The 24,475-nt window shown below is 41.6% G+C and carries 22 protein-coding genes; 9 read left to right on the top strand and 13 right to left on the bottom strand.

The features are described from left to right. Positions 1–51: 51 nt before the first annotated feature. The 4 genes from BMX56_RS09015 to BMX56_RS09000 all read right to left on the bottom strand — a co-directional run bounded on the left by BMX56_RS09015 (position 52) and on the right by BMX56_RS09000 (position 3,336). Positions 52–816, bottom strand: a complete 765-nt coding sequence (locus BMX56_RS09015) for a hypothetical protein (RefSeq protein WP_090644830.1) — start codon at positions 814–816, stop codon at positions 52–54. 100 nt (positions 817–916) lie between these two features. Continuing rightward, positions 917–1,570, bottom strand: a complete 654-nt coding sequence (locus BMX56_RS09010) for an HAD family hydrolase (protein ID WP_090644827.1) — start codon at positions 1,568–1,570, stop codon at positions 917–919. 254 nt (positions 1,571–1,824) lie between these two features. Beyond that, positions 1,825–2,712, bottom strand: a complete 888-nt coding sequence (locus BMX56_RS09005; RefSeq protein ID WP_090644824.1) for a hypothetical protein — start codon at positions 2,710–2,712, stop codon at positions 1,825–1,827. 195 nt (positions 2,713–2,907) lie between these two features. Beyond that, positions 2,908–3,336: a hypothetical protein gene (locus BMX56_RS09000; protein ID WP_090644818.1), complete on the bottom strand. Its 429-nt coding sequence runs from the start codon at positions 3,334–3,336 to the stop codon at positions 2,908–2,910. A gap of 392 nt (positions 3,337–3,728) precedes the next feature. On the opposite strand from BMX56_RS09000, the gene BMX56_RS08995 reads away from it, so the two are divergent. Together BMX56_RS08995 and BMX56_RS08990 are read left to right on the top strand one after the other, a co-directional pair. After that, a complete protein-coding gene (locus tag BMX56_RS08995; protein WP_090644815.1) occupies positions 3,729–3,923 on the top strand; it encodes a cold-shock protein in 195 nt (64 codons plus the stop codon). Between the two features lie 269 nt (positions 3,924–4,192). Continuing rightward, positions 4,193–4,591, top strand: a complete 399-nt coding sequence (locus BMX56_RS08990) for a YtxH domain-containing protein (RefSeq protein WP_090644811.1) — start codon at positions 4,193–4,195, stop codon at positions 4,589–4,591. Between the two features lie 81 nt (positions 4,592–4,672). Here BMX56_RS08990 and BMX56_RS08985 read toward each other — a convergent pair whose 3' ends face one another. Then, positions 4,673–6,553 (bottom strand): M1 family metallopeptidase, encoded by a 1,881-nt coding sequence (locus BMX56_RS08985; protein WP_090644806.1) that lies wholly within the window; start codon positions 6,551–6,553, stop codon positions 4,673–4,675. Between the two features lie 275 nt (positions 6,554–6,828). Then, positions 6,829–7,335: a DUF892 family protein gene (locus BMX56_RS08980; RefSeq protein ID WP_090644802.1), complete on the bottom strand. Its 507-nt coding sequence runs from the start codon at positions 7,333–7,335 to the stop codon at positions 6,829–6,831. Positions 7,336–7,429: 94 nt separating this feature from the next. Between BMX56_RS08980 and BMX56_RS08975 the strand changes: the two genes are divergently transcribed. Next, positions 7,430–8,377 carry a Smr/MutS family protein gene (locus BMX56_RS08975; RefSeq protein ID WP_090644798.1) on the top strand — a complete coding sequence of 316 codons (948 nt, stop codon included), beginning with the start codon at positions 7,430–7,432 and terminating at the stop codon, positions 8,375–8,377. A gap of 49 nt (positions 8,378–8,426) precedes the next feature. Here the strand turns inward: BMX56_RS08975 and BMX56_RS08970 are convergent, their stop codons facing one another. Beyond that, entirely contained in the window at positions 8,427–9,719 is a 1,293-nt protein-coding gene (locus tag BMX56_RS08970; protein ID WP_177183760.1) for a DUF885 domain-containing protein, read from the bottom strand. Positions 9,720–9,804: 85 nt separating this feature from the next. On the opposite strand from BMX56_RS08970, the gene BMX56_RS08965 reads away from it, so the two are divergent. Next, the gene (locus BMX56_RS08965; RefSeq protein WP_090644790.1) at positions 9,805–10,767 is read left to right on the top strand and encodes a TolB family protein; all 963 of its coding nucleotides are present in this window, start codon (positions 9,805–9,807) and stop codon (positions 10,765–10,767) included. A gap of 83 nt (positions 10,768–10,850) precedes the next feature. Here BMX56_RS08965 and BMX56_RS08960 read toward each other — a convergent pair whose 3' ends face one another. The 3 genes from BMX56_RS08960 to BMX56_RS08950 form a co-directional block, all read right to left on the bottom strand. After that, a complete protein-coding gene (locus BMX56_RS08960) occupies positions 10,851–11,213 on the bottom strand; it encodes a hypothetical protein (protein ID WP_090644786.1) in 363 nt (120 codons plus the stop codon). Between the two features lie 90 nt (positions 11,214–11,303). Then, positions 11,304–13,040: a serine hydrolase domain-containing protein gene (locus BMX56_RS08955; RefSeq protein ID WP_090644783.1), complete on the bottom strand. Its 1,737-nt coding sequence runs from the start codon at positions 13,038–13,040 to the stop codon at positions 11,304–11,306. A 57-nt stretch (positions 13,041–13,097) separates the two neighbouring features. Next, complete coding sequence (locus tag BMX56_RS08950; protein WP_090644779.1) at positions 13,098–13,910, bottom strand: helix-turn-helix domain-containing protein; 813 nt, start codon at positions 13,908–13,910, stop codon at positions 13,098–13,100. 192 nt (positions 13,911–14,102) lie between these two features. Between BMX56_RS08950 and BMX56_RS08945 the strand changes: the two genes are divergently transcribed. Then, the gene (locus tag BMX56_RS08945) at positions 14,103–14,396 is read left to right on the top strand and encodes a hypothetical protein (RefSeq protein WP_090644775.1); all 294 of its coding nucleotides are present in this window, start codon (positions 14,103–14,105) and stop codon (positions 14,394–14,396) included. Between the two features lie 10 nt (positions 14,397–14,406). Here BMX56_RS08945 and BMX56_RS08940 read toward each other — a convergent pair whose 3' ends face one another. From BMX56_RS08940 to budA, 3 genes are all read right to left on the bottom strand, one after another. After that, positions 14,407–15,648: a DUF3179 domain-containing (seleno)protein gene (locus tag BMX56_RS08940; protein ID WP_090644770.1), complete on the bottom strand. Its 1,242-nt coding sequence runs from the start codon at positions 15,646–15,648 to the stop codon at positions 14,407–14,409. Then, positions 15,649–16,212: a carboxymuconolactone decarboxylase family protein gene (locus BMX56_RS08935; protein ID WP_090644767.1), complete on the bottom strand. Its 564-nt coding sequence runs from the start codon at positions 16,210–16,212 to the stop codon at positions 15,649–15,651. A 230-nt stretch (positions 16,213–16,442) separates the two neighbouring features. Next, complete coding sequence (gene budA, locus BMX56_RS08930) at positions 16,443–17,252, bottom strand: acetolactate decarboxylase (protein WP_090644762.1); 810 nt, start codon at positions 17,250–17,252, stop codon at positions 16,443–16,445. Between the two features lie 295 nt (positions 17,253–17,547). Between budA and BMX56_RS08920 the strand changes: the two genes are divergently transcribed. From BMX56_RS08920 to BMX56_RS08905, 4 genes are all read left to right on the top strand, one after another. Further along, positions 17,548–18,258: a DsbA family oxidoreductase gene (locus tag BMX56_RS08920; RefSeq protein ID WP_255369809.1), complete on the top strand. Its 711-nt coding sequence runs from the start codon at positions 17,548–17,550 to the stop codon at positions 18,256–18,258. A 230-nt stretch (positions 18,259–18,488) separates the two neighbouring features. Next, positions 18,489–19,049, top strand: a complete 561-nt coding sequence (locus BMX56_RS08915; protein WP_143065408.1) for a hypothetical protein — start codon at positions 18,489–18,491, stop codon at positions 19,047–19,049. A gap of 179 nt (positions 19,050–19,228) precedes the next feature. Continuing rightward, positions 19,229–20,386: an MFS transporter gene (locus tag BMX56_RS08910; protein ID WP_090644741.1), complete on the top strand. Its 1,158-nt coding sequence runs from the start codon at positions 19,229–19,231 to the stop codon at positions 20,384–20,386. Between the two features lie 248 nt (positions 20,387–20,634). After that, positions 20,635–24,309 (top strand): ABC transporter permease, encoded by a 3,675-nt coding sequence (locus BMX56_RS08905; protein WP_143065407.1) that lies wholly within the window; start codon positions 20,635–20,637, stop codon positions 24,307–24,309. Positions 24,310–24,475 lie beyond the last annotated feature (166 nt).

Genomic DNA, 24,475 nt, shown 5'->3' with positions numbered 1-24,475 from the left:
AAAGTCTTAAGTCCGAAGTCTGATTTTGACTTAGAACTTAAGACTTTCGACTTAAAACTTTAAGCCAACCCTGAACTGTACGTAGGTGCCGCCCTCAATCACGGCAAAATATTGCTTCAGTTGTATAAAATACGAGAAGGCAACATAGGTAGGTGTTTTATAAGTTACGTAATCGTTTTTATTGTTGTTGTAAATATTATCGTTACCAAATGTTTCGCCAACAAATATCCTGAAACCCATCTGGGTATTAGGCTTGCGGCCGTGAAAAACAATTTCGCTGGTTAAGCCCCCGGTAAACAGTTCGGTACGGGTATCGGTATAAAAGTTAGGATCGCCGGTTACATCTTTCCTGAACCTGGCATAATCGCCAAACTCATGGCTATAAGCCGCTTCAAAACCAATAATCCTGATATCGGTACGGCCATCATTATTGATATAAAAGTTGCCTGATAAACGGCCACCTACCGCGCCAAAGAATTTATCTTTAAAATAATGGGCGTCGCCCTCCTGTAAATCATAATTGGAGTAATTGCCCAATGATGTAAATGCACCATACGCCAGGTTAAAGTTTTTAAACGTGTGGGCTTCACTTATGTTTAACTGGCCGCTGGTAAGCTGATCGCTAAGGTTATTGCCAAAATCAAGCACCAGTCCGGCAGATACATAAGTAGCCGATTTAACACTATCCATCGACATCGGCTTTGGCATGTAGGCTATATCACTTTTGTGCAGGGCCGGGCCATACACATGCTCGCTGCATGAACTTAACAAACCCAAAAGCAATGCTGCTGCCGGTAAGTAGAATTTTATTTTCATAAAGGTATATTGGTTAAGAATTTAGGGACTAAAAATCTTTACCAATAATACGCTAAAAACCTAAGTTATGTAACAAGCCGCGTTAATAAATAACTTTTGCCTAAAATGCCAGGGCTTCTATAAACGCGTCATTAAAATCTTCCGAAAAATGGAGCACATTATCCAGGTGTTCAAACTCTTGGGCAATATGTGTAGTAGTAAGCACAACGGCTTTCATACCGGCATTTGCTGCGGCTTCAACACCTTTAGGTACATCTTCAAATACGATGCAGTTGGTTGGCTCAGCATTTAAAAGCTGTGCCGCCTTTAAAAAAGTTTCGGGATGCGGTTTACTCAAAACCACATCATCGGCGCTAACTATAGCCTTAAAATAGTGCCTGATGTCCAAGTTATCCAGCACAAAGTCGATATTAAACGGTATGGCGGCCGAACCTATGGCCATTGGGATACCTTTTTGATAAGCAGCCTCTAAAAACTCTCTTAAACCGGGCAGAAGTGCCAGATGGGGTAAAAATTCCTGTTGGTATTTTTGCTCTTTTTTGTAAGAAAGATCGTTCATCTCGTCAACCGTAAAGCGGTTGGTACCAAACATCCGTACAAGCACTTCGGGATTTTTACCGTACATCTCTTTTTTTACTTCTTCCCAGGTAAAATTACCGCCTAACTGATCGTTCAAAAGCGTTTGCCAGGCTTTGGTATGATAGGGCATGTCATTTATCATGGTGCCATTAAGGTCGAATATAAAGGCCTTCATAGTATATTTTGAATTTTGGGCGCAAAATACACTTTATAAAAACTAAAAATAGCTTCCTTACGTACAATGATATATACACTGATACAATTTTATTTAACGAAATAGTTAATACAACATTTAAAGTGTAGCTAAAATAATAACGGATTGTGTTGTGGTTGTTTTTGCGTGATTATTGATTTTAGCAAGCCCATTGGCCCAAAAGGCTGAAGGGCTTTTTTTATTTATGGCAGTTTGGCTATCCTGTAGCAGTACCGTTAAAGTTTAATGGTGGCGCCAATGTCAAAATAAAATATACCCGGTTTGTTTATCATACTGCCGGTAATGTTTGCAGGCAATTTATTTTGCGAAATAGCGTACTGCGGCGAAGCATGAAGAATCAATGCGCCCGTTTTATAGGCCATTGGTACCGAAAACTCGTAATCAAGCAGGTTAAACTTACTTAACATGGCTTCTTGCTTAGCCAGCGCTTTTGAGGTATTGGATGCAAGTTTGTATTTTTTTTGTGTAAGATAGGCATCGTAAAAATTTTGCGTGCCTCTGTTCATCTCGGCCAATGGCGAAATAACCAGGAAATCGTTATCATTAACAATACCAGTAGTGATGAAATCGTGCGATAAGCCTGCATTTACAAAAACATCGTTTTTAAATCCTTTGCTCACAAAGTTATAACCGGTCCCTATGGTTGGAGTTACAATGCCCACAATGTTATAATCAAGGCTTGCATTGATGGTGCTATTTATTGACGAACCTATTTGAGTACTGTTTTTATTATAAAATAATTTTGAAAATGAGGTTTCGGCGCTCAGGTCATCAGTGATATCAAAATCATAGCCCGCTGTAAGGTTTCCTTCGTCAAGCTTATCCACAATGCGGTTTGGTATATAAGTAATACTGCCCGAAAGATATAGCCCATTGCTAAAGGAGTATTTGATATCAGTTATCAACATGGGAGTTTTTATGGTATCAGCCCGGCCCATAATTACATTATTGCTCAGGTAACTAAGGCCAAATTTGAATGAGCCTTCTTTATCACTTTTCTTTGTTTCATCAACCTTATCGGCCGGTTTACCTTGAGCAAAAATCCCATTCGCACAAAACAACAAAAAGGTAGTTACCAAAAGGGATACACATGCAATTTTCATTCTTTTTTACGCATTGATAAAATGACAGCCATTTGGCTTTGTCATTATTTAAATGGGATTACAAGCTATTAACAGGCTCCCTCCGGCAGGATAGGTAAAATTATTTAAAGTTTGCTAATAACGCGTAAGTTTCAAATAATGATATAAAAAAAGCTGCCTCCTTAAAAGCAGCCTTTATTTAACACCGTCATTAGGTTACCGTACATGAGTGGCATGGTGTTTTGCCACATCGTGTTTGGTTTGCCTGATTTCTTTTTTTATGTCTTTTACTTCTTCCTTGGCAGTTAAGCGCACTTCTTTGGCAACTCTAACGTTTTTCCTTGCGGCTTTTACATCCTCTTTTGCTGTTGCTAAGTTGGCTTTGGCTGCCGCTATGGTCACTTTATCTGCTTTTTGAGCAATGGCCGCATCCAGCGTTGCCTGGGCGGCTGCCAGTTCAGACTCGGCGGCTGCTAAGTTTGATTTTGAGGTTACAACTTCTGTTTTAGCTGATGCTACTTCGGTTTTAGCAGCAACGATGTTCACTTTTTCCTCTGCTTTTGCAGGTACCGAAGGGCTTGACGTTTGAGCGAAAGCCACGGCTGAAAATAACGTACTGAGCGTTAATAGGATTATACTTTTCATGACTTTTTTGGGTTCCGATTGGTTATGGTTGGTTACGTTTTTGCAACTATTTGGTTACACGCATATGACGTAACGGTTATCAAAAGGTTTAAGTGTAACTGGCCACAAATATAATATTTTTGATGGCTATTTTTTTTTAAACAATTACTTGTTGAATATACCACTCTATGTTGGCCTCCTGCCATGCCGGCGTAATTTTAATTTGAATATTTGAGAATTTTAAAGTTTAAAAATTAGTTTCGAAGCTTTAAAAGCAGCTGACTATTAGTTATTTAATTTCTATCAATGTGTTTTGATTTCCAAAACCGGCGTTTTTATCCTCAAATCTTCAAATTCTCAAATGTCCAAATCGAAGAATTTTCCCTACCTTGCCGCCTTTAATAAATAAAATAATGCAAAAAGAAGGAACAGTAAAATTTTTTAATGAAACAAAAGGTTTTGGATTTATTACACCTACAAGCGGTGGCCAGGACATTTTTGTTCATTCAACAGGCCTGATCGATGAGATCCGCGAAAACGACAAAGTTGAATTTGAAGTTGAAAACGGCAGAAAAGGTTTAAATGCGGTAAATGTAAAAGTTATCTAAGTATAATATAACCATTAAGCATACCAGGCATCCGCTTTTTAGTGGATGCCTTTCTTTTTTTAGTCATTTGTAATTTCTCTGCGCTGTCATTGGTCATTAGGCTGCGCCGTCATTGGTCATTGGTATTTCAAAGTCCAAAGATACCAAAGTCCAAAAAATCTTAACTCTTGATTCTTGGCTCTTGATTCCTCTCCCCCCCCTCAAAACTGGCATTGTTGTTGTTCTAACTTATTCAAGTTAAATCATATCTACAAAAACAAAAATTAACCATGAAAGATCAAGCAAAAATTATAGCCGCACTATTAGTAGGTGCAGCAGCAGGGGCTGCGTTAGGTTTATTACTGGCTCCCGAAAAAGGTAACGAGCTTAGGGATGATATTGCCGACTACATAAACGACCTGGTTGATACTGCTAAAAATAAAGCGCAAACAACAGCCAGCGGCATAAAACAATATAGCAGCGATGCCATAGAAAAGGCCAAATCAAAATTTAACGGTACCGTTAGCGACCTTTATGATTATAAAGATGATGCTTTGGAAACAGCAAAATCAACTGCTAAAGCTGCCGCAGAAAAAGCACAACACGTAGCCGAAGATGTGGTTGAAGAGGCTAAAGCAAAAGTTAAAACTACAGCCAACAATTGGAACAATACTATACAAAATGCATAATTTTTAGTACTACACACCAAAACAAAAAATCCGGCCAATAATGCGGCCGGATTTTTTGTTTCATATATATTTTTTTATTGTTTATTTAATAACAAATGTATTGTTACCCTCGGTAGCATCCATAAATACGCCGCCGTCGAGTGTCACAGTCTTAATTACTTTGGAGGTTTTAATACCGACTGAAATTTGTTTTTGATTTTTTTCCCAAACGGCCGGCGACTGGTGCCTGGTTTCGGTTGTTCCGTCGGCATAACTTATCTTCACATCAAACGGGATGGCAAAACCGCCTGCATTTTTAATATCGGCAACATAGCCATCTTTAGCTTTGCCAACCTTTTGCAGGTTAAGGTCGATGTAGTAATTGCTAAAAAACCAGTTATTAAAAAACCAATTAAGGTTACTGCCAGATATATTGCTCATAGAGTTAAAGTAATCCCATGGGATAGGGTGTTTACCGTGCCAGCGGTCCATGTAGCCATGCAGCGCTTTTTTAAATAAATCGTCGCCAAGCATATCTTTCAAAGCAAAATAGCTTAACGACGGTTTACCATATGAGTTGTTACCATAACCCGCCCTTAATTCGCTTGACATAGTGATAATCGGCTGATCTTCGGCGGTTGATGCATCATGAATCCATCCGTTTATCCTAAAATTTTTGTAAAGCGCGTCGGCCTTTTCGGCACCTACTTCGTCGGTACCTATTAAACGTTCAAAAGTTGTGGCCCAGCCTTCGTCCATAAAAGCGTAACGACTTTCGTTAATGCCCATATAGAATGGGAAATAGGTATGGGCTATTTCATGATCCTGAACAAAAGCGGCAAACTGGATATCGTCTGTATGACTGTCATTAACCATCATAGGGTATTCCATGTCAGCAAAACCCTGAAAAGCAGTCATTTTAGGGAAAGGATAAGGTACCCCCGGCCAGTTATGTGACAACCAGCTTAACGAATGGCGCCCAGCCTGCACCGCATGATGAAAATCTTCTGATTTATCTAAAAACGCAGCCTGCATACTTGCCCTGCGGTGCGTGGCATCATCAACTATGGCGCTTGCGGCATCCCATACATAATGATCGCTGATGCCAACAGCCATATCGCTGATATCATTTGCTTTCCAGATCCAACTATTCTGGTCTTTTTGCACTGTAATATCCTTTTTGGCAAGGTCGGCAGCAGTTGCCACATGTATGGTCGAATCGCTGGTCATGGATGCGGCAAGGCGTTTGGCGTATTCTGGTTGCAAAACCTGGTTTGGGTTTTGCAACGTACCTGTTGCCCAAACTATGTAGTTTTTAGGAACATTTACGGTAAGGGTGTAATCATTAAAATCGTTATAAAACTCCTGCGCATCTAAAAAAGGCAACCTGTCCCAACCATTGTAATCGTCATAAACGGCTACACGCGGGTAAAAATAGGCCAGGTAGTAGGAGGTGGAATCAATCATACCCTCGCGGCCGCTTTCCAGCGAGATCTGGAAATGCCAGTCGATATCCAGTTTTAATGAATCATGCGGCATTAAAGGTTTTGTTAAAGTTACCGCCATATTGGTTGAGGCCGCTTTACTATTAACTTTTTTAGCCTCGCCATTAATCAAAAACTTATCAAACTGAATGCCGCTGGTCAGGTAGTCATCTCCTGCATCTCCAAACCGGGCAACACCGGGTTTATGAATATTCAGGATCAGCTTCATATTAAGTCTTTTCAATGTATCCGGGCTATTATTTACGTAACTTATCGTTTCCGACCCTTTAACGTTCCTATCCGGCGGCAAGGCAGTAATAGTGATGTTGTAAGTTCCGTGATTTTGCCAGTATTTTTTACCAGGCTTTCCGTCGGCTTGTCGCGTTTCTTTTGTAAAAGCTTTTTGAATATCGCGCGGCATGTATAAGGTTTGGGCCTTCACTTGCGTGAGCGCGAAACATGACAATGCGTAAAACGCTATTAGTTTGGTGTGTTTCATAAATGTAAATAAATTCAGTGTGTCAACTTTTGTAAAGATGCTGTTAACACCAAATAGTTACAAAATAAATGAAAATTTAATACACCTACTTAATCGTCAGTTTTTCGTAACAAAATTGTAACATCTTTTTAATTGAGATTAAATAGTTTGCTATTGCGGGAAATATTTTTTTTATTTGTACAAGTTATTTTAATAGGGGTATTAAATAACTAATATTTAAGCCATCCGAACTTGTTCGGGTGGCTTTATTGTTTCAAAGAGGCATCAAATCTGTCTTATTCCTCGGTAAGATACTCTTTCGAGATTATCACAAACAGGCGGTCGTTGTCTATCGATTCGTCAAAACATTCTGTTAGCAATTGGTTAACCTTATCGTATTTCAATAATTTGGCAACCATCATCAGCATGCGGCAGGATGTAATATTAACGTGCTCAAGTAATTGCAGGTACATAATGATGTCCATATCGCTCAAAATAGTTATTTGCTGTTTTTCATCCAGGCAAAACTGATCTTTGACGATTGATTTTATGGGGTTACAATTTTTATCCGATGGGGTTTCGCCCATATAGGCATAAACCTCCTCCATACGCACAATCTGCTTCTTAATATCACCCCAAAACTCGTGTATGGCCAGTTGTAAATTACTAAAAGACGCCTGCCCGATAATGTGTTCCAGGTTATTATTAAGGTAACACTTGCCAAAATAAATACGGTTAAGGTTATGTAAAAATACCTGTTTTAACGAATAAGGGTTCAGATGGTTCGGGGTGTTATCGCTCATGTTTTTTTCAAATAAGATGTTGTGATGATTGCATTAACTTGCCGGCAGCATAGCCAAAAAGTAATACTAACTTTGCCCGCTGATAAGCATAACTATGAAATATAAATTAGGCGATTTTGTTCGGTTTGTTGACGAAAAAATGGAAGGTTTTGTAACCCGCATTATTGACGATCAAATGATAGGAGTTACCGGCGACGACGAATTTGAAATACCTGTGCTGGCCAGCAAGGTAACCACCGTACATGGCTATGAACCCGCCGGAACAAAAAAGGCAGCCATTGCTGATGAAAAGCCAGCTGATTTGGGCACATTTGAAAAGAAAGGCATTTATGTTGGCGTTGTGGCCGACGCCAAAGCACCTTCGGTAGTTCATTTCCATTTGGTTAATACCACATCATTTCGGCTATTGGTAGCTTTTAGCACCGAAAAGCAACAGGTATTTAAAGGAGAGTTTGCCGGGGTAATACCGCCATCATCTACAGAAAAAATTTACTCGGCTCAATTAGCCGATTTGCAATTGTGGCCATTGTTTACCTTCCATATTATTTATAACACCAAACAGAATATCGAGCCACCTTTACCGCTGGCTGTAAAAGAAAAATTCAAGGCAAAAGATTTTTCATCAACCAAAAAGCAGGTGCCGCTATTAAACCAGGCCGGGTGGCTTATAAGGCTTGATGAGCCGGATTTGGTAATAGACGCCCAAAAACTAAAAGAAAGCTTTTTTAAACCCGCCGAGGAAAAGGTTGTATTTGAAAAGCCGGTGAGCGAGGTTGACCTGCATATAGAGAAACTGCGCGACGATCACCAGTTTTTACAAGCCGGCGAAATGATTCAGATCCAGCTTGCCCATTTTCATAAAGCGCTGGATGCAGCTATAGTTCACCAACTGCCCGATATTACTTTTATTCATGGAGCCGGCAATGGTATTTTACGGCACGAACTACATAAGCTATTGGGCAAACACCCCAAAGTACAAACTTTTATGGATGCCCGTAAAGAAAAATTTGGCTATGGTGCCACAAAGGTGATCCTGAAATAAGACACGGTAATAAAACCTGCGGTAGTATAAATAACGGCGCAGGTTTTATTTACCTGAATACGTTTTCTTTTACCAAAAACAAGGGCAGCGAGCCATGATCCAGCACGCGCGAGTGAAAATCCCTGATATTAAATTCTTTACCCTGCTTTTTTTGCAATTCCTCTTTCCACTGCAGTATTTGCAGCGCGCCGTATTTATAGGTAACTACCTGGGCTGGCCAGCGGCGCATGCGGGCTATTTCGCGCAGGGCAATATCATCCTGGTTACGTATGTTCTTTTTCCAGAAGGCAAGGGCCTGCTCATCCGTCCAGCCATAATAGTTTAGGCCAACATCAAGCGGTACGCGTACCGAGCGTACTATATCCCACTCCCACTTACCCAGCTCATCATAAGGGGTTTGATATACACCCAGTTGCTTACCTAATTCTTCGGTATAAGCAGCCCAGCCTTCGGCAAAGCCTATGTAATAAAAAAGCTGCTGCACCGCCGATGTTTTGGTTTTACTTTCAACACTTGCCTGGTAGTGGTGCCCCGGCACGGCTTCATGTATAAAAAGCCAATCGTACTGACGCTTGTTGTAGGGCTTATCAAAAAGGTTGTAATAAAAAGTATTGTTATCATAGTAACCCGGCGTTTGCGCCAGTTGTCTGCTTTCGCCTGCCTTAATTTTTAAAGGGTTTGGTTCGGCATCGTTAAACAGCCCGGGCAGGTTGGTATAGATAATTGCTTTGGTGTGCTCAAAGCTTTGTTGCACTACTTTGGGGTCGCTTTCAAAAAAAACAGCATCGTTCAGATGTTTGTAAAAAGCTTCCTCTGATAGTCCGGTTTGTTGCCTCACTATTTCAATATGCCGTTGTACACGGGCAACTTCGGTAAGGCCAAATTTGTAAACCCCGTCGGGCGTCACGTCGGCGCCTACCCATCGTTTTAATAAATAAGCATACCATGCCTTACCGTTGGGGATAGTTATGATGCCCCCTGCCGATATTTTCTCCGGGCGATGCTTTATCCACTCCTGTTCCAACGCCAGGCGCTCCAGGTTTAGGCCGGTTTCATAAGTAATCAGGTTATAGTCCAGCTTTTGCGATGGCGTCAGAATATTGGCTTCATAGTTTAAAAGGCCTTGCTTTGCCCACGTAAAAAAAGCAACTTGCTTTTGTATGTTTTCAGTAGTACCAATATGTTCCAAGCCGCTTACATAGCTCAACTCAAGTTGTGGCAGGTTAAGGGCCTTGTACCCGCTTACAAACCTGTCCGAAAAAGCATCAAACTTTTCTTGCGCACCAGCATTAAATAAGCACAATGTAAAAAAGCAAAAGCAACATAAACGTATCTTCATCATATGAATTTGGGCAGTTGTTATCTTCGATGATAAATTGGCGCTGATGTTACAAAACATGCAATTATTAACTTAAATTGTAGCCACCATGCATAAACTAACCTTTCTTGTTCTCCTGTTAATTATAGGTAATAAAACCATTGCCCAGGTAAATTATCCCGATGCGATATTACCAACCGATACCCCTGGGCTTTTTGCCAAGGGATTAATAACAGACGGACTAAGCAACCGCGATTTTACGATATCGGCAAATGGCGACGAGATATTTTACACTTTACAACAACCCCGTTTTGTAACCAGCACCATTTTACACCTGATTAAAAAGAATGGTAAATGGGGTAAGCCGCAGGTAGCCCAGTTTTCGGGCCGATATAAAGATTTGGAGGCAGCATTCTCGCCCGACGGACAAACGATTTATTTCTCGTCAAACAGGCCTACGGCAAACAACCCCACAAAAAATGACTTCGACATTTGGCGGGTTAAGCGCAAGCCAAACGGTAGCTGGGCCGAACCGGAGAACTTAGGCCCGATAGTTAATACTGATAAAAACGAATTTTACCCCAGTATTACCCGTAATGGTAACCTGTATTTTACTGTCGAGGCAGTTTATGGCAAAGGCAGCGAAGACATTGTAATTTGCAAACCCAACGTAAATGGCGGGTTTAATAAACCCGAAAGCCTGCCACAGGATATCAATACCAAATACGATGAGTTTAACGCTTTTGTTGATCCCTACGAGCAATTCATCCTCTTTAGCTCGGATGGCAGGCCGGATAACCTGGGGCGCGGCGATTTATATATAAGCCGCAAAGATAAAACAGGCAACTGGCTGCCCGTAAAACATTTGCCGGCACCAATCAATTCCGGCGCGATAGATTATTGCCCATTTGTAAGCTGGGATAAAAAATACCTGATATTTACCAGCAGCAGGTTAAATAAAGATTTAACAAACGATAAACCGAAATCGTATCTGCAATTAAAAGCATTGTTAAGCGGTGCAGGAAATGGGTGGGATGATATTTACTGGGTGAAATTCAACCCCGACTGGTAGCGATTGATACAAGAAAACCAGAGGCTTACGAAGCTTTCTAAAGCTTCGTAAGCCTGGGATAGTTTCACCTGGTAAGTATAAAACTATTTCTTTTCTTCTGCTCTTTTCAAAACGGCGTGATTTTTTGAGCCGTTAATTTCCAGGTCGATAGCAGTTGAATCGCCGTAAAATTTGCCGGTGTGCGCAATATCCATTCCGCTGGTAGCTATGCTAAATGAAAACGTAGTGCCATCTGTTTTACCATTAGTTAAAGGCACGTCGCCTTCGGGTGTTAAAGCCGTTCCTGTTAATTTATCCCCTTCAATTTTAAAATTGTAAAGTAAAGGGTATTCGGTGCCGCCAATGTCAATTTTTCCGGCCCATTTTCCGTTAAGGTCGGCAATGGCTGCAAGGCACGCCATAAAGCAACCAACCAATAATGCTGTAGTAAAAAACTTTCTTTTCATAATTTAATTTTGTTGATATCTAAGATAAGACGTTTTTTAGTTACTTAGGTTACCAGAATATTATAAAAAAATAATGATCAGCGTTTTATATTATTTACCCGCCGTCTTCAGAATATAATTTTCCATGATCTTTTCCGGCTGCCATACCCTTCGGTTCCTGAAATTACCTGATGTAATAACTACTACCATATGGTATTGCGGCACAATAAAAATGTACTGACCGCCAGCCCCACGGGCTTCAATAGTGTTGATGGTTTGGCCGTTTACGTTATAGTGGTAATGCCACCACAAAAAGCCATATTCGTTTTTCTCATTATGATTTTCGAGCACAAGGTATTTTTTAAATGATGCATCAACCCAGTTTTTACTGATGATCTGCCTGTTTTGCCATTTACCACCATTGGCATAAAGCAAACCGAATTTCAATAAGTCGCGTGGGCGCAGGAGCATGCCGCCTCCAAAATAGGGGCGGTTCAAGGGATCGTCAAAAACGATATAGTTGGAGATGCCTAAGGGCTCAAAAAGATTTTGATCGATAAACAAATCGAGCGGGTATTTTACAACCGTATCTACAATTACACCCAATAAATACGGATTGGCCGAGCTGTAATTGGCATGTGTTCCGGGATAGTTAATCATTGGCGCTTCCACCACGGTTTTAAGCCAATCGGCCGAGTTTTGGTATTCGTCTTCGGATGCCGCGGATTTACGATCAATGCCGAAATCTATCGCATCCAGGCCCGAGCTCATGGTAAGCAGGCTGCCAATGCTGATAGCTTGTTTCCTGGCATCGCCATCGGCGGCGTGTTTGTACTTTGCCGGTAAAAATCCAAACAGTTTCTGGGCTGTATCTTTCAGCAGGCCTTTGTCCATAGCAATACCCACAATTGCCGACGAGATACTTTTTGAAGCCGAGCGGAGGTCGTGCACCGTTGCCTCATCATAGCCATTAAAATATTGCTCATAAACCAACTTACCGTTACGGCTAATGAGTACGCTGTGCGTATTTGTAATTTTATTGGCGTTGATGCTATCTACCATCAGTTTTAAATAGCGTTCATCTAAGCCGGCAGCTTTTAAACTATTTACCGGCAGGGCATCGTGCATATCAACCGGCGTTTTGCCATCAAATGGTATTTTGGGGTTTCCGCCTGTTAAGTCCCAATCATTAACCGAGCGGCGCAATGAAACCGCAGCAATAGGCAAGCCGGCTATTGACGCCTGTAAGTTTATTGCATCCTTTAAAATTCTGCCACTAAACTTTAACCCGGTGCGATAATCTCTGAAATGAATATTATCGCTTGTAAGCGTTAGCCCGCCACTGGCGAAACCCGAAAAGCGAGGATCGCCCAGGAAAATATAGGCCTCATATTTGGTAGAATCGGTATTCTCAACATCAATATAAAATTGAGGTTTTAGGTTGGGCACAAAAAGTATGTTCCACCGGCCAGTATAAGTATTGCCCGGTTGCTGTTTCAATACCAGGTGATAGCTCCACTGAACGGAACGGATAAAAAGCCGGATTTGCCCCTCCCCGATAATGCCCTTAACAGCAAGGTTGCTATCTATTTTGATATCAAACTTATTGGCCGATAAGCCAAATCTCTTTTGAATTGATTTCCCGGCAGATGACAATTGAAACGTATATGAATCAGCGCCCAACTTTTTTACAGATACATTAATACTGAAATTCTCCGGATGATTTAGTAAGCCCTCCCAATGGCCTTCGTATGGTTTCATCCCTGCCTGCGCCATGCAGCCACAACTGATTAGCAACAGAAACAGCAACGCGGGTAGCCTATTTTTTAAATACGTGCTTAATAACATGATATATATTTTATACCACAATAGTAATGGCAATAATGCCGGCAAAATAGCACATTGTTAACGTGCGGTAATTATTTTTCGGTATTGCAATGGCGTAACTCCTACCGCCTGCTTGAAGCTGCGGATAAAATGACTCTGGTCTGCAAAGCCACATTCATAGCCAATTTGGGTAAGTGAAACATCAGCTTTTGCCAACAGCACGGCAGCCTGGTTTATCCTTTGTTTTTTTAGATAGTCGCCAACCGTGGTGTTAAAATACGTGGGGAAACTGCGCGATAAATGTACAGGGTGCACCTGCGCTATAGCAGCCAGTACATCCCACGATAAAGTGGCGGCATCGGCATCGTTTAAAACCTCTTTTATTTTTTTAACCCAGGCCGGCTGCCTCGCGGTTTCCCGGCATTTTTCGCCGGTAAGGAAACCGAAAACCTTAAAAAGCGATTCGCGGATTATAAGTAACTCAATATCGGCCGTGTATTTGGTTTCCATATACATATTACGGAACAGAAGTTTCAAAACCGGGTTATCCAGTTTCAGGCTTCCTTCCATCCGGCTTAAAGGCAATTGGTACCTTTCAAAAAAATCCTGCTCTAACTCAATATGAAATCCACGAGTATAGCCCGGATGTTTGACATTACAATGCGCATCTTGCCAGTTATGGAATAACAAAGTTCCGGCGCTGCATTCATAGCTTTCTTTTTTGTTGGTTTCCTGCATGTTGCCGGTAAGCAAAAAAGTAAAGTACGGGTTTTGGTGCGTATGCCAGTCAACTTTATCATGCGTGTACTCGGTATCGGTAATAATAAGGTTATCCAACTGGATCATCTTATTCTGAATCCCGAAATAGTTACCTTTTTGAAGTTGCAGCATACAATTTATAGACGGTTGGCAAGAGTAATTGTTACGCCGGGAGAATTATTGAATTATTGAATTATTGAATTATTGAATTATTGAATTATAATCTATAGCAACCCCATTCTCAAATCCTCAAATTCCCTTTTCATCTGCACATTTGAAATCTAAAATCTGCACATCTACATTATTTGCTTAATTTTACCGCCGATGAAAAAAGTGGAAGTATTAAAGCTGATTGACCTGATTGAGGAGATTAAGAAACTGGACGAATTGATTACCCAAAGCCGCAAAAAAAAGACTTCCGACTTTGTGCTGAACCAATACGAAGCAAAAAAATTAAAAATGATTGGCTCTATCATCAATGAACTGGCCAACCCTCCTATCCAGTCGATGGAAAGCTACCTGCTTATTCAAAAAATCCTGGACAAATATTACCCGAACATTGATAATGGCGACCTGCTAAACGACAGTGACATAGCAAAAATTACGGCAGTTATTTAGTTTAGCCAACCTACAAACCCCAAATAACTGCCAAAGGTTCCTCTCGCTCCCCTTCCTTCCAAAATATGGTTTTGGGGTGAAAATGCTTCCATGAATGCCAGTATTCCTGGTAAGCCTGTACTTTGGTAAGCCGTTGTCCTTTTTGTACTCCTGAAGTACACAAACCATCCCAATCCCAAACAGAGGCTGTTTCCTTATCGGTAAGCTTATCATTCTTATCCAGGTCGAAATGGAGTGTTTTACCATTAAGCACAGCGTTCCATACATGATAGCTCAGGCTGTCCTTCTCGATGCCTATCAGTAGCGAATTATTATTAAGTTCGTCGTTCAGTATCCGCTTGTGGAACATATGCCGCCAGTCATAGGCTTTGGCCTGGCCGTTAATGATTACCCCGATAACCCAACTTTTACGGATAAGCGAATCTTTATTTTTCAAGGTGCTATCTTTATCTATATACTGTACACGGTCATAATTTTTAAGGTCGGCATAATCAGGTGCATACAACTTATCGGGCTGCATAATGAGCGATGTTGGGTGCTTTTGCAACCAGGCACCGAGGGTTAATTGCTCATAAGGCAACTCCTGTAAATGCTGGCCCTTCAGTTTACCAACCGCGGCGTTACCGGTAGCCTGGTACCACCAGGTTTTGGTACTTTCATCCTCAATAATGGCGTTATAGTGCCTTGCCCCTACCAGCCTGAAATTTTGACGTTTTCCATTTACAATAGGGTTATAAACCCTGCCCGTGCGGCACATGGTACAATAGGTAACCAAAACGGGCTGCTGGCCCACATTATCCTGTACTTTATGATGATAGCCCAAATAAATAACCGGGTAAGCCTTGGCAACGCCATTGTTTACCACACCCACAACCAAATAATTTAAAGGCACCTTGTTTGATAAGCCGTTGGCAAATTTAGCGGCCTCGGTTTCTTTAAACATGGTTTCGGCTTTGTACATGTAATCGGTAATGTAAAAGCTTGCCAGGCAAAGCAGCAATACCGCAGCTTTAACTATTTTACCCCTTTGTGTATTTTTTGAGTAGAATTTAAACAGGTACCAAACAATAAAAATAGCGCCTATTAAACGTAGCGGGTTTACAATTTTTTCAAGGTAATAGCATACGGTGATAGCATTTAAATCCTGGCTGCCGGGGAAAGGCATCAGCAGGTAGGCATGTACCAGGCCCGGTACAACCAACAAAATAATCCCAATCCAAAATATTCCAGGTCTGTGTATATATTTCTTCATTTAATCTGCATTTAAGGCGGCATACCTATTTGCCGATGGCAAATAGCCATTTGTTTTTAAGATACCTGCAAGGCGATTATAAAAAGCAGGTTCGGTTGGGGTAACGCTGGCCAGTCCATCTACATAACGGTTATATAAACTAAAAAGGGCGGCAATTAAAACAGTATCGTGTAGCTCCAGGTCGGTAGCACCGGCCTGTTTGGCATTAGCAACCAATTCAGGTGTTACATTTTTGCCGTTTACCTGTGTTTGGCGCGCAATTTCAAGCAAATATTTCATTTTTTCAGTTACCGGGGCATTGTCCGGATCATTTTTCACCTTTTCGGCAGTTTCGGTTTCACCTAACAAAACGTTAGCAGCTGCGGTATGGGCATTGGTGCAAAAGCGACATTGGTTGCCATTGCTTACCACTGTAGCAATTAATTCGCGCTCGCCTTCCGTCAGGGTCGATTCTCCCCGCAACAGGATTTGGGTAAGCTGCCTTATAGGCAAAGCCGTATCCTGCCTGTAATTAAGCAAACCGGTAATTCCGGGCAGGTTTTCGTCTAACGGGATATAAGGCATACCAGCTTTAATGTGTTTCGGGCGTTGCAGCCAGCCAATAAATTTAAATACAAGGTTTTATAATCGACCCTAATTTATCTAAAAAATTAAATAAACAACAATCTATTGCAAATTATTATTGAGGGGCGGGGTTCGTGTAGCGTGGTTCGGGGGTAAGTTGAAAAGAACAAATTGAATTTCGAACCTTCGACCCGAGCAACGTTCCCCGAACCTCGCCACCAACGCTTAATTTACTGCTTCTTACCGTTTTCCACGCTCTTTATCTCTTCTTTACGGTCTTTTTTAAAGTCGAAGTTATTAAAATCGGCAGTTTGGGGCAAATCCATGGTATAGCTGGTAAGGGTATCAACTTCTACGGTAATATCCGTCGCATCCAGGTCAATCAGGTGGCCACCGGCGGTTTTATCCATCGACAGAAAATGAAAATGATAGCCGCTGATATGTGCCCCCTCCATAAACGCCGGAATACGGAAGCCGACAAGATCGCCTTGTACGTTGCTATGTTCAAAAAAATGCTGCCTGTTCAGCATGGCGGCAAGCGGCACATAAGGTTTTTCAACCGGCGGAAAAGCGCGGGTTTTAACCAGTTTAAATTTACCCTTGATATGGATGGCATAAATACCGTTCTGATTGGTAAGCAGGCTATCCAACAGCGCATAAAGCCCCGTTTTAGTTAAGGCGCCGGCATGCGTAAACGTTTTTTTAGCTTTAAAAAAGCAAACTACCGCATAAGGCAGTTTACCTGTATCGGCAACCAGGGTTGTTTTACCTGTCGATCTGGTCTGGTATATTTTGCCATCCAGCATCAACAGTTCGCCATCCAGTTGGCCCGGGGCGCCGAGGCCAAAATTACCATGTTTTTCCAGTTGCTTATAAGGATACCAGTTATCATATAGGCCGCCTATAAAGCCAGAAGCAAAGCCGGCGCTGAACAGGTTGTCGCCGGTATCGGCAGGCTTCATTTTTTGCTGGGCGGCGGCAGTACCGCAGCATAAAATAAACAAGGATAATAAACAAAAAGTAATGTGGCGTTTTTGCATTGTAGGCGTAATTATTTCGGGTATACAAAGCAATTGTTTTACCGGTATTTATCCAACTAATTGAACATAATTAAGTTTGATTGATTTTTATGTACCACATTTTGTGTCCGAACCCGGATTCGCCGGATCGACGGAAGCACCGGAATTTTTTTGCGTACAAAAAATCCTGCGAATCTGGTATTCTGAAAAATCCCGGTTCAGGCCAACGCCGCCAGCCCCACTTAAATTTTACTTTGCCCTTACGGTGATGCTAAACCCTTAGTTTAAATTTGACTATCAAAAAATTTAAAACACCATGATGAAAGTAGAGATCTGGAGCGATGTAATGTGCCCGTTTTGTTATATAGGCAAACGCCGGTTTGAAGAGGCTTTGGAACAATTTGAACATAAAAACCAGGTTGAAATTGAATGGAAAAGCTTTCAACTTAACCCGGATATGAAAACCGACCCCAATATTAACATTAGTCAATACCTGGCCGATGCAAAAGGCTGGACGCTTGATTACGCCCAACAAATGAACAACCACGTAACCCAGATGGCTGCCGAAGTTGGCCTGACCTATGATTTTAACAGATCGGTTGTTGCCAATAGTTTTAAGGCACATCGTTTTAGCCACCTGGCTAAAAAGCATGGTTTAGGCGACAAAGCGGAAGAAGCTTTGTTTAAAGCTTACTTTACTGATGGTTTAAACATTGATGATACCGATACCCTGGTAAACCTGGGCACCGGCATTGGTCTTGATGCTGCTGAAATAAAGCAGGTACTGGAAAGCGACACTTATGCCGATGATGTAAAACATGATATTGCCGAAGCACAGCAATTAGGCATTAGGGGCGTTCCGTTTTTTGTGATGAATAACAAATATGGCGTATCGGGTGCACAGGCGGTTCCGGTTTTCCAGGAGACTATCGAAAAATCGTTTGCCGAATGGCAGCAGGAAAATAGCAAACCGGCGCTAACTATTATTGAAGGTGATTCATGCGGGCCGGATGGCGACTGCGCTTAATTACTGATTAATAGCTGCAAATCCGACATCCTGTTTTTTTCAGGACAATATTTCATTTGATGTAAATTCCAGAGGGTATAGGTTAAATAAATTTCGCTATTGGGCCTATACTTTTTTTTAAACGCTCAGCTGTACAATCAACTCAAAAAATAGTTTTAAACATTTTTAAATAACACGAAACAATATTATATTTAATGCAGTAAAACGGAGTGAAAATCAATGATGTGGGTATGCAAAAAATATACTATAATTTATTTACCGGCTTATTTTTAATTGTTACGATTAGCAGTTGTAAGCTTAGCGGTGATGTTATGCCAACCAAGTCTAAAGACACTACTGCAGCCCTAACCGGAACTGATCCCGGCACTGGCAGTAACGGAGAAGTACCTATTGGAGCAGTCGGCACAATTTCGTACCAGGTAGATAGCAGCGCTGTAGTAACCTATAATTCAAACACAGCGTTTGTTGTTTTTTTGCCGGGCGACCCGGGCGTGAGCCTGCTTTATCCAAACGGGGCTACACAAATTGCAATGCTTAACCCAAACGACCTTAATACTTCTTTTACTTTGATTTTTACAGGTATAACACCAGGTACCTATGATATTTTCGCGGCAAGTATTAACACACCAACCTTGCAGCTTACCGCCCAGGCAACCGGTACGGTAAAAGCAACAATTTTAACGCATTCGTCAAATACAAAGGGAACAGTACAAGGCACTTTCAGCGGCGACGAATTGGACGGATCATTTAATACCCATCATGTTAAAGGGTCGTTTAACTTAAAGCAATAACCTTACCCAAACCAAAGTCATATTTGCAAAGCAGTTGTTTAAAAGCAACTGCTTTTTTATTTTCAAAAAAACAGGTCAAAGTAAAAAACGATTTAGCATTTTCATTGTGTCAATAAAACACCTATATTTGCATTAACACAACTAAGTGTAAAAAATACACTTCTTATAATAAAATAAGAATGATAGATGCACCCGCCCTACCGGTTTTAAATAACAAAAAAACATTGCGCATTGCGGTGGGAGCTATGTTTTTTATGGCCGGGTTAAGCTTTTCAAGCTGGGCATCGCGTATTGCTACAGTACAACAAACCATGGGCCTGTCTGATGCGGCACTTGGCGCCGTGTTATTCTCGCTACCCGTTGGGCTAATGGCATCGCTGCCATTTTCGGGCTGGATTATTACCAAAATTGGCAGCCGCAGGCTACTCATCGGCGCATTGCTGGTTTATGCCTGCGCATTGGTTACTTTGGGCCTGGCTCAAAACACTTTTCAGCTTATCATTTGCCTGGTTTGTTTTGGGTTTAGCAGTAATGCCGTTAATATAGCTGTTAACACACAGGCCGTGGCCGCCGAAGAAATATACCAACGGCCCATATTGGCCTCTTTCCATGGTTTATGGAGCCTGGCAGGTTTTGTTGGCGGCGGCTTTGGTACGCTAATGATTGCATTTAAAATAGCGCCTGTATACCACTTTTTGTTTATGCTGTTGGTTATTGTAACAGGCCTGGCTATATCTGCCCGTTATTTAAAAGATGATAAGGTAGCCAGCGCAGGGCCAGCATTTGTCATGCCCGATAAATCGCTCATTAAATTAGGCATTATTGCATTTTGTTCGATGATATGTGAAGGTGCCATGTTCGACTGGAGCGTTATCTACTTCAAAAAAATTGTGCTTGCCCCTGCCGAGTGGGTGGGTATTGGTTTCACCGCCTTTATGTGTACCATGTTTATAGGCCGTTTTGTGGCCGATGGATTTGCTCACAAATACGGCTTAAAGCGCACCTTACAGGTAAGCGGTGCCTTGACAGCCACCGGCCTTACTATAGCTGTAATTTTTCCTAATTTTTACACCGCCATATTCGGGTTCCTGTTAGTTGGCGCAGGCGTATCGTCTGTTGTTCCGATGGTGTACAGCGCTGCCGGCAAATCAAAAACTATGCTGCCGGGCGTTGCCTTGGCTGCCGTGTCAACCATAGGCTTCCTTGGCTTTTTTGTTGGTCCTCCGGTTATCGGCTTTATTGCAGGTATTGCCACATTGCGGGCATCGTTTGTGCTCATCGCGCTCATGGGGCTTTCAGTAGTTTTGGTATCAACCAAAGCCAAACTCGATTCGTGATGCCGTGCATTAAGTTACCGTCCAAAGGTTAGTACGTAACAAAACTCATCAAGCGCCTTCATTATTTTCATCCCTATCTTCAAAAACAATCTGCAAATCTTATAGCTATTTCAGGACGGGTCACCACAATCTAAAACCGAACGACTTAATGTCCGCTTTTGCTACAGCACATATATTGCATTTTATATAATCTTTATATTATCAATAAGTTATAAGTTTGGAACAGCGATTGCGTTTAAATACTTCATTTGAATCCATACACATTCCATATCAGCTTGTTCGACCTGGTTTTCCTGGGAGCCATTTTTATTGAGCTAACTTTTAGCCTGCAGTTATGGTTTGCCAAAGGAGTGAACCGGGCTGCAAACCGGTTTATTGGCCTGGCCACGGCAACTGTCGTTTTGTGGATGGCCTGGGTATTGGGCATTGACATCAGGCCGGATAGCTTTTTTCCCGGCTGGAACTGGCTGCCGCTGCAATTTTCCATGTCACTCGGCCCCCTCATCTATTTTTATGTACTTAAAATAACCCGGCCGGAATATCAATTCCGCTGGAAGAATCTGCTGCATTTTAGCCCATGGTTGTTGCAACTGGCCGTTTGGGTATTGGAGATTATGGAGAGCATCAGGACGGGAGGCGCCACTTATGATACACTGATCTTCCGGCAACTGAGCCCTGTATTGGACCTGTCCGCGTTTATATCTGTCACCGTATACTTATACCTCTCTTTCAGGCTGATTGAACGTTTTTACCAACAGCTGGAATTTAATACGGTGAACGATCGTTACCGGTACCAGCTGCGGTGGCTGCATCGCTTGCTAACCATTTTTGGCCTGTTATGGCTATTGTGGGTGCCTTATATCGCCATAGATTATTTTTATTATCATCATCAGTTAGGTATACATGCCTATTATCCTCTGTATTTCTTATTAGCGGTAATGACCACCTGGCTGTCGGCAGTTGCTTTTTTCAGGCAGGAAACAAGTGTACCGGCCGAGTCGACGGCGTTGTTCAGCGCACCGCTTCCTGCCGAAATGAAGCAAAGGGGTACCTGGCTAAAAAAAGCCGTGCAAGCAGGCCTGTATTACCAGGACCCTGATCTAAGCCTAACTTCGCTGGCCGAAAAGCTTGAGCTGAGCCCTCATGAGTTATCGCGCATCATCAATACTGCACTCAAGAAAAGCTTCAACGATTTCGTTGGTGAGTATCGCGTTGCAGCTGTTGTTCAAAAAATGCAAAACCCGGCTTATGATCATATTACGCTGCTGGGTATTGCTTTTGAATCGGGCTTCAATTCTAAAACTACTTTTAACCGCACCTTTAAACAAATAACCGGGAAAAGCCCGGCTGAATATAAAAATCGTCAAAAAAAAGAAGGCCCATCTTATAGTTTGGGGCGTTCGCCCCGCTTTGCGAAGGTAATTTCGTTCCAGGAAACCACACCTACGTGGTCTACTCACAAATTAAATCGCAATTATATGTTCAAAAATTATTTTAAAATAGCCTGGCGCAATCTTACGCGCAATAAAAGCTACGCGGCTATTAATATTATTGGCATGGCTGTTGGCATTGCCGTTTGTATGATGATTTTTATCATTATACAATACCATACAAGCTTCGATGCTTTTCACTCCAAAAAAGATCGCATCTACCGTGTGCTAACCGAATATCATCACCAGGACGCAGGAAATATATCATATGGAAAAGACCTCCCGTTTCCACTACCACTTGGATTGAAGACTGCTTTTACCCAGGTAGAACAGGTAGCGCCAATTTTTGCAAGCCAAAATGATCAGTTATTGATACCTGATAATAACGGAACTACGGTAAAAGTATTTAAAGAGGAACGGGGGCTATTTTATACCCAGCCTTCTTTCTTTAAAATATTTGATTTTCCGCTGCTTGCAGGTTCTTATGAATCGTTAAAAGATCCGAACAACGTATTGCTCACAAAAGAGACCGCCGAAAAATATTTTGGCGACTGGAAAACGGCAATAGGCAAATCTATTAAACTGCAAATGGGCGGCTTTATGTTTGAGCACGGCACCGATGTACTAAAAGTTTCGGGCATCCTGGCAACAATTCCTGCAAATTCCGACTTTCAGCTAAAACTTGTGGTTAGTTTTGGAACAGGGTTTACCGGAGATTATTTAATCAAATCAACCGACTGGGACAGAACGGTAGCCGATTTTGGTTGCTATATTTTATTACCGCCGAATGTTGCTGCCGGTAATTTCAATCAGCAGTTGAGCGCATATTCAAAAAAGGTTAAATCAACCGTTAACAAGGATATTCAAATGATACAGCCTTTAAACGCGGTACATTATGATACCCAGGTGGCTAATTACAGCAATAAGTCAATCAGTCGTCAGCTACTTAATGTATTGTGGCTTATTGCGGCGTTCATTTTGTCAATTGCCTGCGTAAATTTCATCAACCTTTCTACCGCACAAGCTGTTAACCGGGCAAAGGAGATTGGCGTACGAAAAGTTTTGGGAAGCAGTAAATCCCAACTACAAATTCAGTTCATTGTAGAAACATTTTTGATAGTTGCTGGCGCTGTAATACTTGCAGCAATTATTACATTTTTTGCAGTTTCTGCTGTAAGCCGGCTTTTAGAGCTTTCGCTTTCGTTCAATATATTTAGCAATCCTGCAATCATTTTATTTCTTTTCGCAATAACCATTGTTGTAACCGCGCTGGCAGGTTTTTACCCGGCTGTTGTTTTATCGCGTTTTAGTCCGGTTAATGCTTTAAAGAGTAAACTTTCAACCAATAGCGCAAACGGAATTTCGCTACGCAGAGGATTGGTGGTATTTCAATTCATTATTGCACAGGCACTCATCATTGGCACAATCATCATTGTAAGGCAAATGAACTATTTTATGGATCAACCCTTAGGTTTTGATAAAGATGCAGTTGTAAATATTCCGTTCCGCATAGATAGTCTTCGCATGAGCAGGTATGATTACCTGAAGAACCAGTTATTAGCGATAAACGGCGTGCAGGCCGTGAGTTACAGTTCAAATACGCCCATTGAAAATAATAACGATACCTGGAGTACTATAAAGTTTAACCATTCAATTAAAGAATCGGACTTTAAGGCTATCACTAAATTTGCAGACGAAGGGTATATTCCGGTGTATAAGTTACAATTAATAGCGGGAAGAAATTTGCAGCCTTCCATGACTACCCGAGAATTCCTGGTGAATGAATCGCTTGTGAAAAGCTTGGGGCTTAAAAACCCCGAAGATATATTGAATAAAGAAATCAGCATTTGGGATGGTGTTATCAAGTGTCCGGTTGTTGGTGTGTTAAAAGATTTTAACGACAGGTCTTTTCGGCATGGCCTTGCGCCATTACTTGTTGCTACAAACGGCACCATGTATAACCAGGTAGGCATAAAACTTAAAACGACAAATATTTTTTCGACGATGCAATCTGTTAAACAAATATTTGAGAAGTCAATTCCCGATTTTGTTTATGAATACAAATTTTTGGATGATAAAATTGCAGGTTTTTATAAACAGGAAAACCAGTTGGCCGCTTTGTACAAAATTTTTGCTGCCATTGCCATATTCCTTAGCTGTTTGGGATTATATGGTTTAGCCTCATTTATGACGGTGCAGCGCATAAAAGAAGTTGGCATCCGTAAAATACTTGGTGCTACCTCGGGCAGTATAGTTTATTTGTTTTCGAAAGAATTTGTCATACTCATTACAATTGCTTTTGCTGTTGCGGCCCCCATAGCATGGTATTACATGCACCAATGGTTACAAGCTTATGCTTACCGCATTAGCATTAGTTGGTGGTTACTTGCCGCAGGCGGCTTAGCTGCCATACTTATTGCACTTGTAACAATAAGTTTCCAGGCAATAAAAGCAGCAAAAGCAAACCCGGTGAAGAGCCTTAGAAATGAGTGATATAAAACTGGTTTCACAGTAAAGAGCTTGGATCATAAGCTGAGATCCGAGGTTTAGTTGACACATTTATGTGGTGCGTTCCGGGGTGAGATACGGAACGCATTTTTTTTACCGGCGCCGGCCCGGTTGCGTTATCTCGCACTAAAGTTTTCACATATTTGCCATC

It is taken from the genome of Mucilaginibacter sp. OK283, from assembly GCF_900110415.1.
Lineage (GTDB): Bacteria > Bacteroidota > Bacteroidia > Sphingobacteriales > Sphingobacteriaceae > Mucilaginibacter.
Note: the sequence above shows the minus strand (reverse complement) of the source record. Positions and strands in the feature narration are given on the sequence as shown.

What these genes read in the sequence shown, in the direction of transcription:
- BMX56_RS08980 (WP_090644802.1), bottom strand. Translation starts at nt 7,335, where the DNA reads ATGAGCGATAACACCCCGAACCATCTGAACCCTTATTCGTTAAAACAG.
- BMX56_RS08960 (WP_090644786.1), bottom strand. Translation starts at nt 11,213, where the DNA reads ATGAAAAGAAAGTTTTTTACTACAGCATTATTGGTTGGTTGCTTTATG.
- BMX56_RS09000 (WP_090644818.1), bottom strand. Translation starts at nt 3,336, where the DNA reads ATGAAAAGTATAATCCTATTAACGCTCAGTACGTTATTTTCAGCCGTG.
- BMX56_RS08940 (WP_090644770.1), bottom strand. Translation starts at nt 15,648, where the DNA reads ATGAAGAAATATATACACAGACCTGGAATATTTTGGATTGGGATTATT.
- BMX56_RS08920 (WP_255369809.1), top strand. Translation starts at nt 17,548, where the DNA reads ATGATGAAAGTAGAGATCTGGAGCGATGTAATGTGCCCGTTTTGTTAT.
- BMX56_RS08935 (WP_090644767.1), bottom strand. Translation starts at nt 16,212, where the DNA reads ATGCCTTATATCCCGTTAGACGAAAACCTGCCCGGAATTACCGGTTTG.
- BMX56_RS08950 (WP_090644779.1), bottom strand. Translation starts at nt 13,910, where the DNA reads ATGCTGCAACTTCAAAAAGGTAACTATTTCGGGATTCAGAATAAGATG.
- BMX56_RS08985 (WP_090644806.1), bottom strand. Translation starts at nt 6,553, where the DNA reads ATGAAACACACCAAACTAATAGCGTTTTACGCATTGTCATGTTTCGCG.
- budA (WP_090644762.1), bottom strand. Translation starts at nt 17,252, where the DNA reads ATGCAAAAACGCCACATTACTTTTTGTTTATTATCCTTGTTTATTTTA.
- BMX56_RS09015 (WP_090644830.1), bottom strand. Translation starts at nt 816, where the DNA reads ATGAAAATAAAATTCTACTTACCGGCAGCAGCATTGCTTTTGGGTTTG.
- BMX56_RS08995 (WP_090644815.1), top strand. Translation starts at nt 3,729, where the DNA reads ATGCAAAAAGAAGGAACAGTAAAATTTTTTAATGAAACAAAAGGTTTT.
- BMX56_RS09010 (WP_090644827.1), bottom strand. Translation starts at nt 1,570, where the DNA reads ATGAAGGCCTTTATATTCGACCTTAATGGCACCATGATAAATGACATG.
- BMX56_RS08970 (WP_177183760.1), bottom strand. Translation starts at nt 9,719, where the DNA reads ATGATGAAGATACGTTTATGTTGCTTTTGCTTTTTTACATTGTGCTTA.
- BMX56_RS08975 (WP_090644798.1), top strand. Translation starts at nt 7,430, where the DNA reads ATGAAATATAAATTAGGCGATTTTGTTCGGTTTGTTGACGAAAAAATG.
- BMX56_RS08990 (WP_090644811.1), top strand. Translation starts at nt 4,193, where the DNA reads ATGAAAGATCAAGCAAAAATTATAGCCGCACTATTAGTAGGTGCAGCA.
- BMX56_RS08945 (WP_090644775.1), top strand. Translation starts at nt 14,103, where the DNA reads ATGAAAAAAGTGGAAGTATTAAAGCTGATTGACCTGATTGAGGAGATT.
- BMX56_RS08910 (WP_090644741.1), top strand. Translation starts at nt 19,229, where the DNA reads ATGATAGATGCACCCGCCCTACCGGTTTTAAATAACAAAAAAACATTG.
- BMX56_RS08955 (WP_090644783.1), bottom strand. Translation starts at nt 13,040, where the DNA reads ATGTTATTAAGCACGTATTTAAAAAATAGGCTACCCGCGTTGCTGTTT.
- BMX56_RS08915 (WP_143065408.1), top strand. Translation starts at nt 18,489, where the DNA reads ATGCAAAAAATATACTATAATTTATTTACCGGCTTATTTTTAATTGTT.
- BMX56_RS09005 (WP_090644824.1), bottom strand. Translation starts at nt 2,712, where the DNA reads ATGAAAATTGCATGTGTATCCCTTTTGGTAACTACCTTTTTGTTGTTT.
- BMX56_RS08965 (WP_090644790.1), top strand. Translation starts at nt 9,805, where the DNA reads ATGCATAAACTAACCTTTCTTGTTCTCCTGTTAATTATAGGTAATAAA.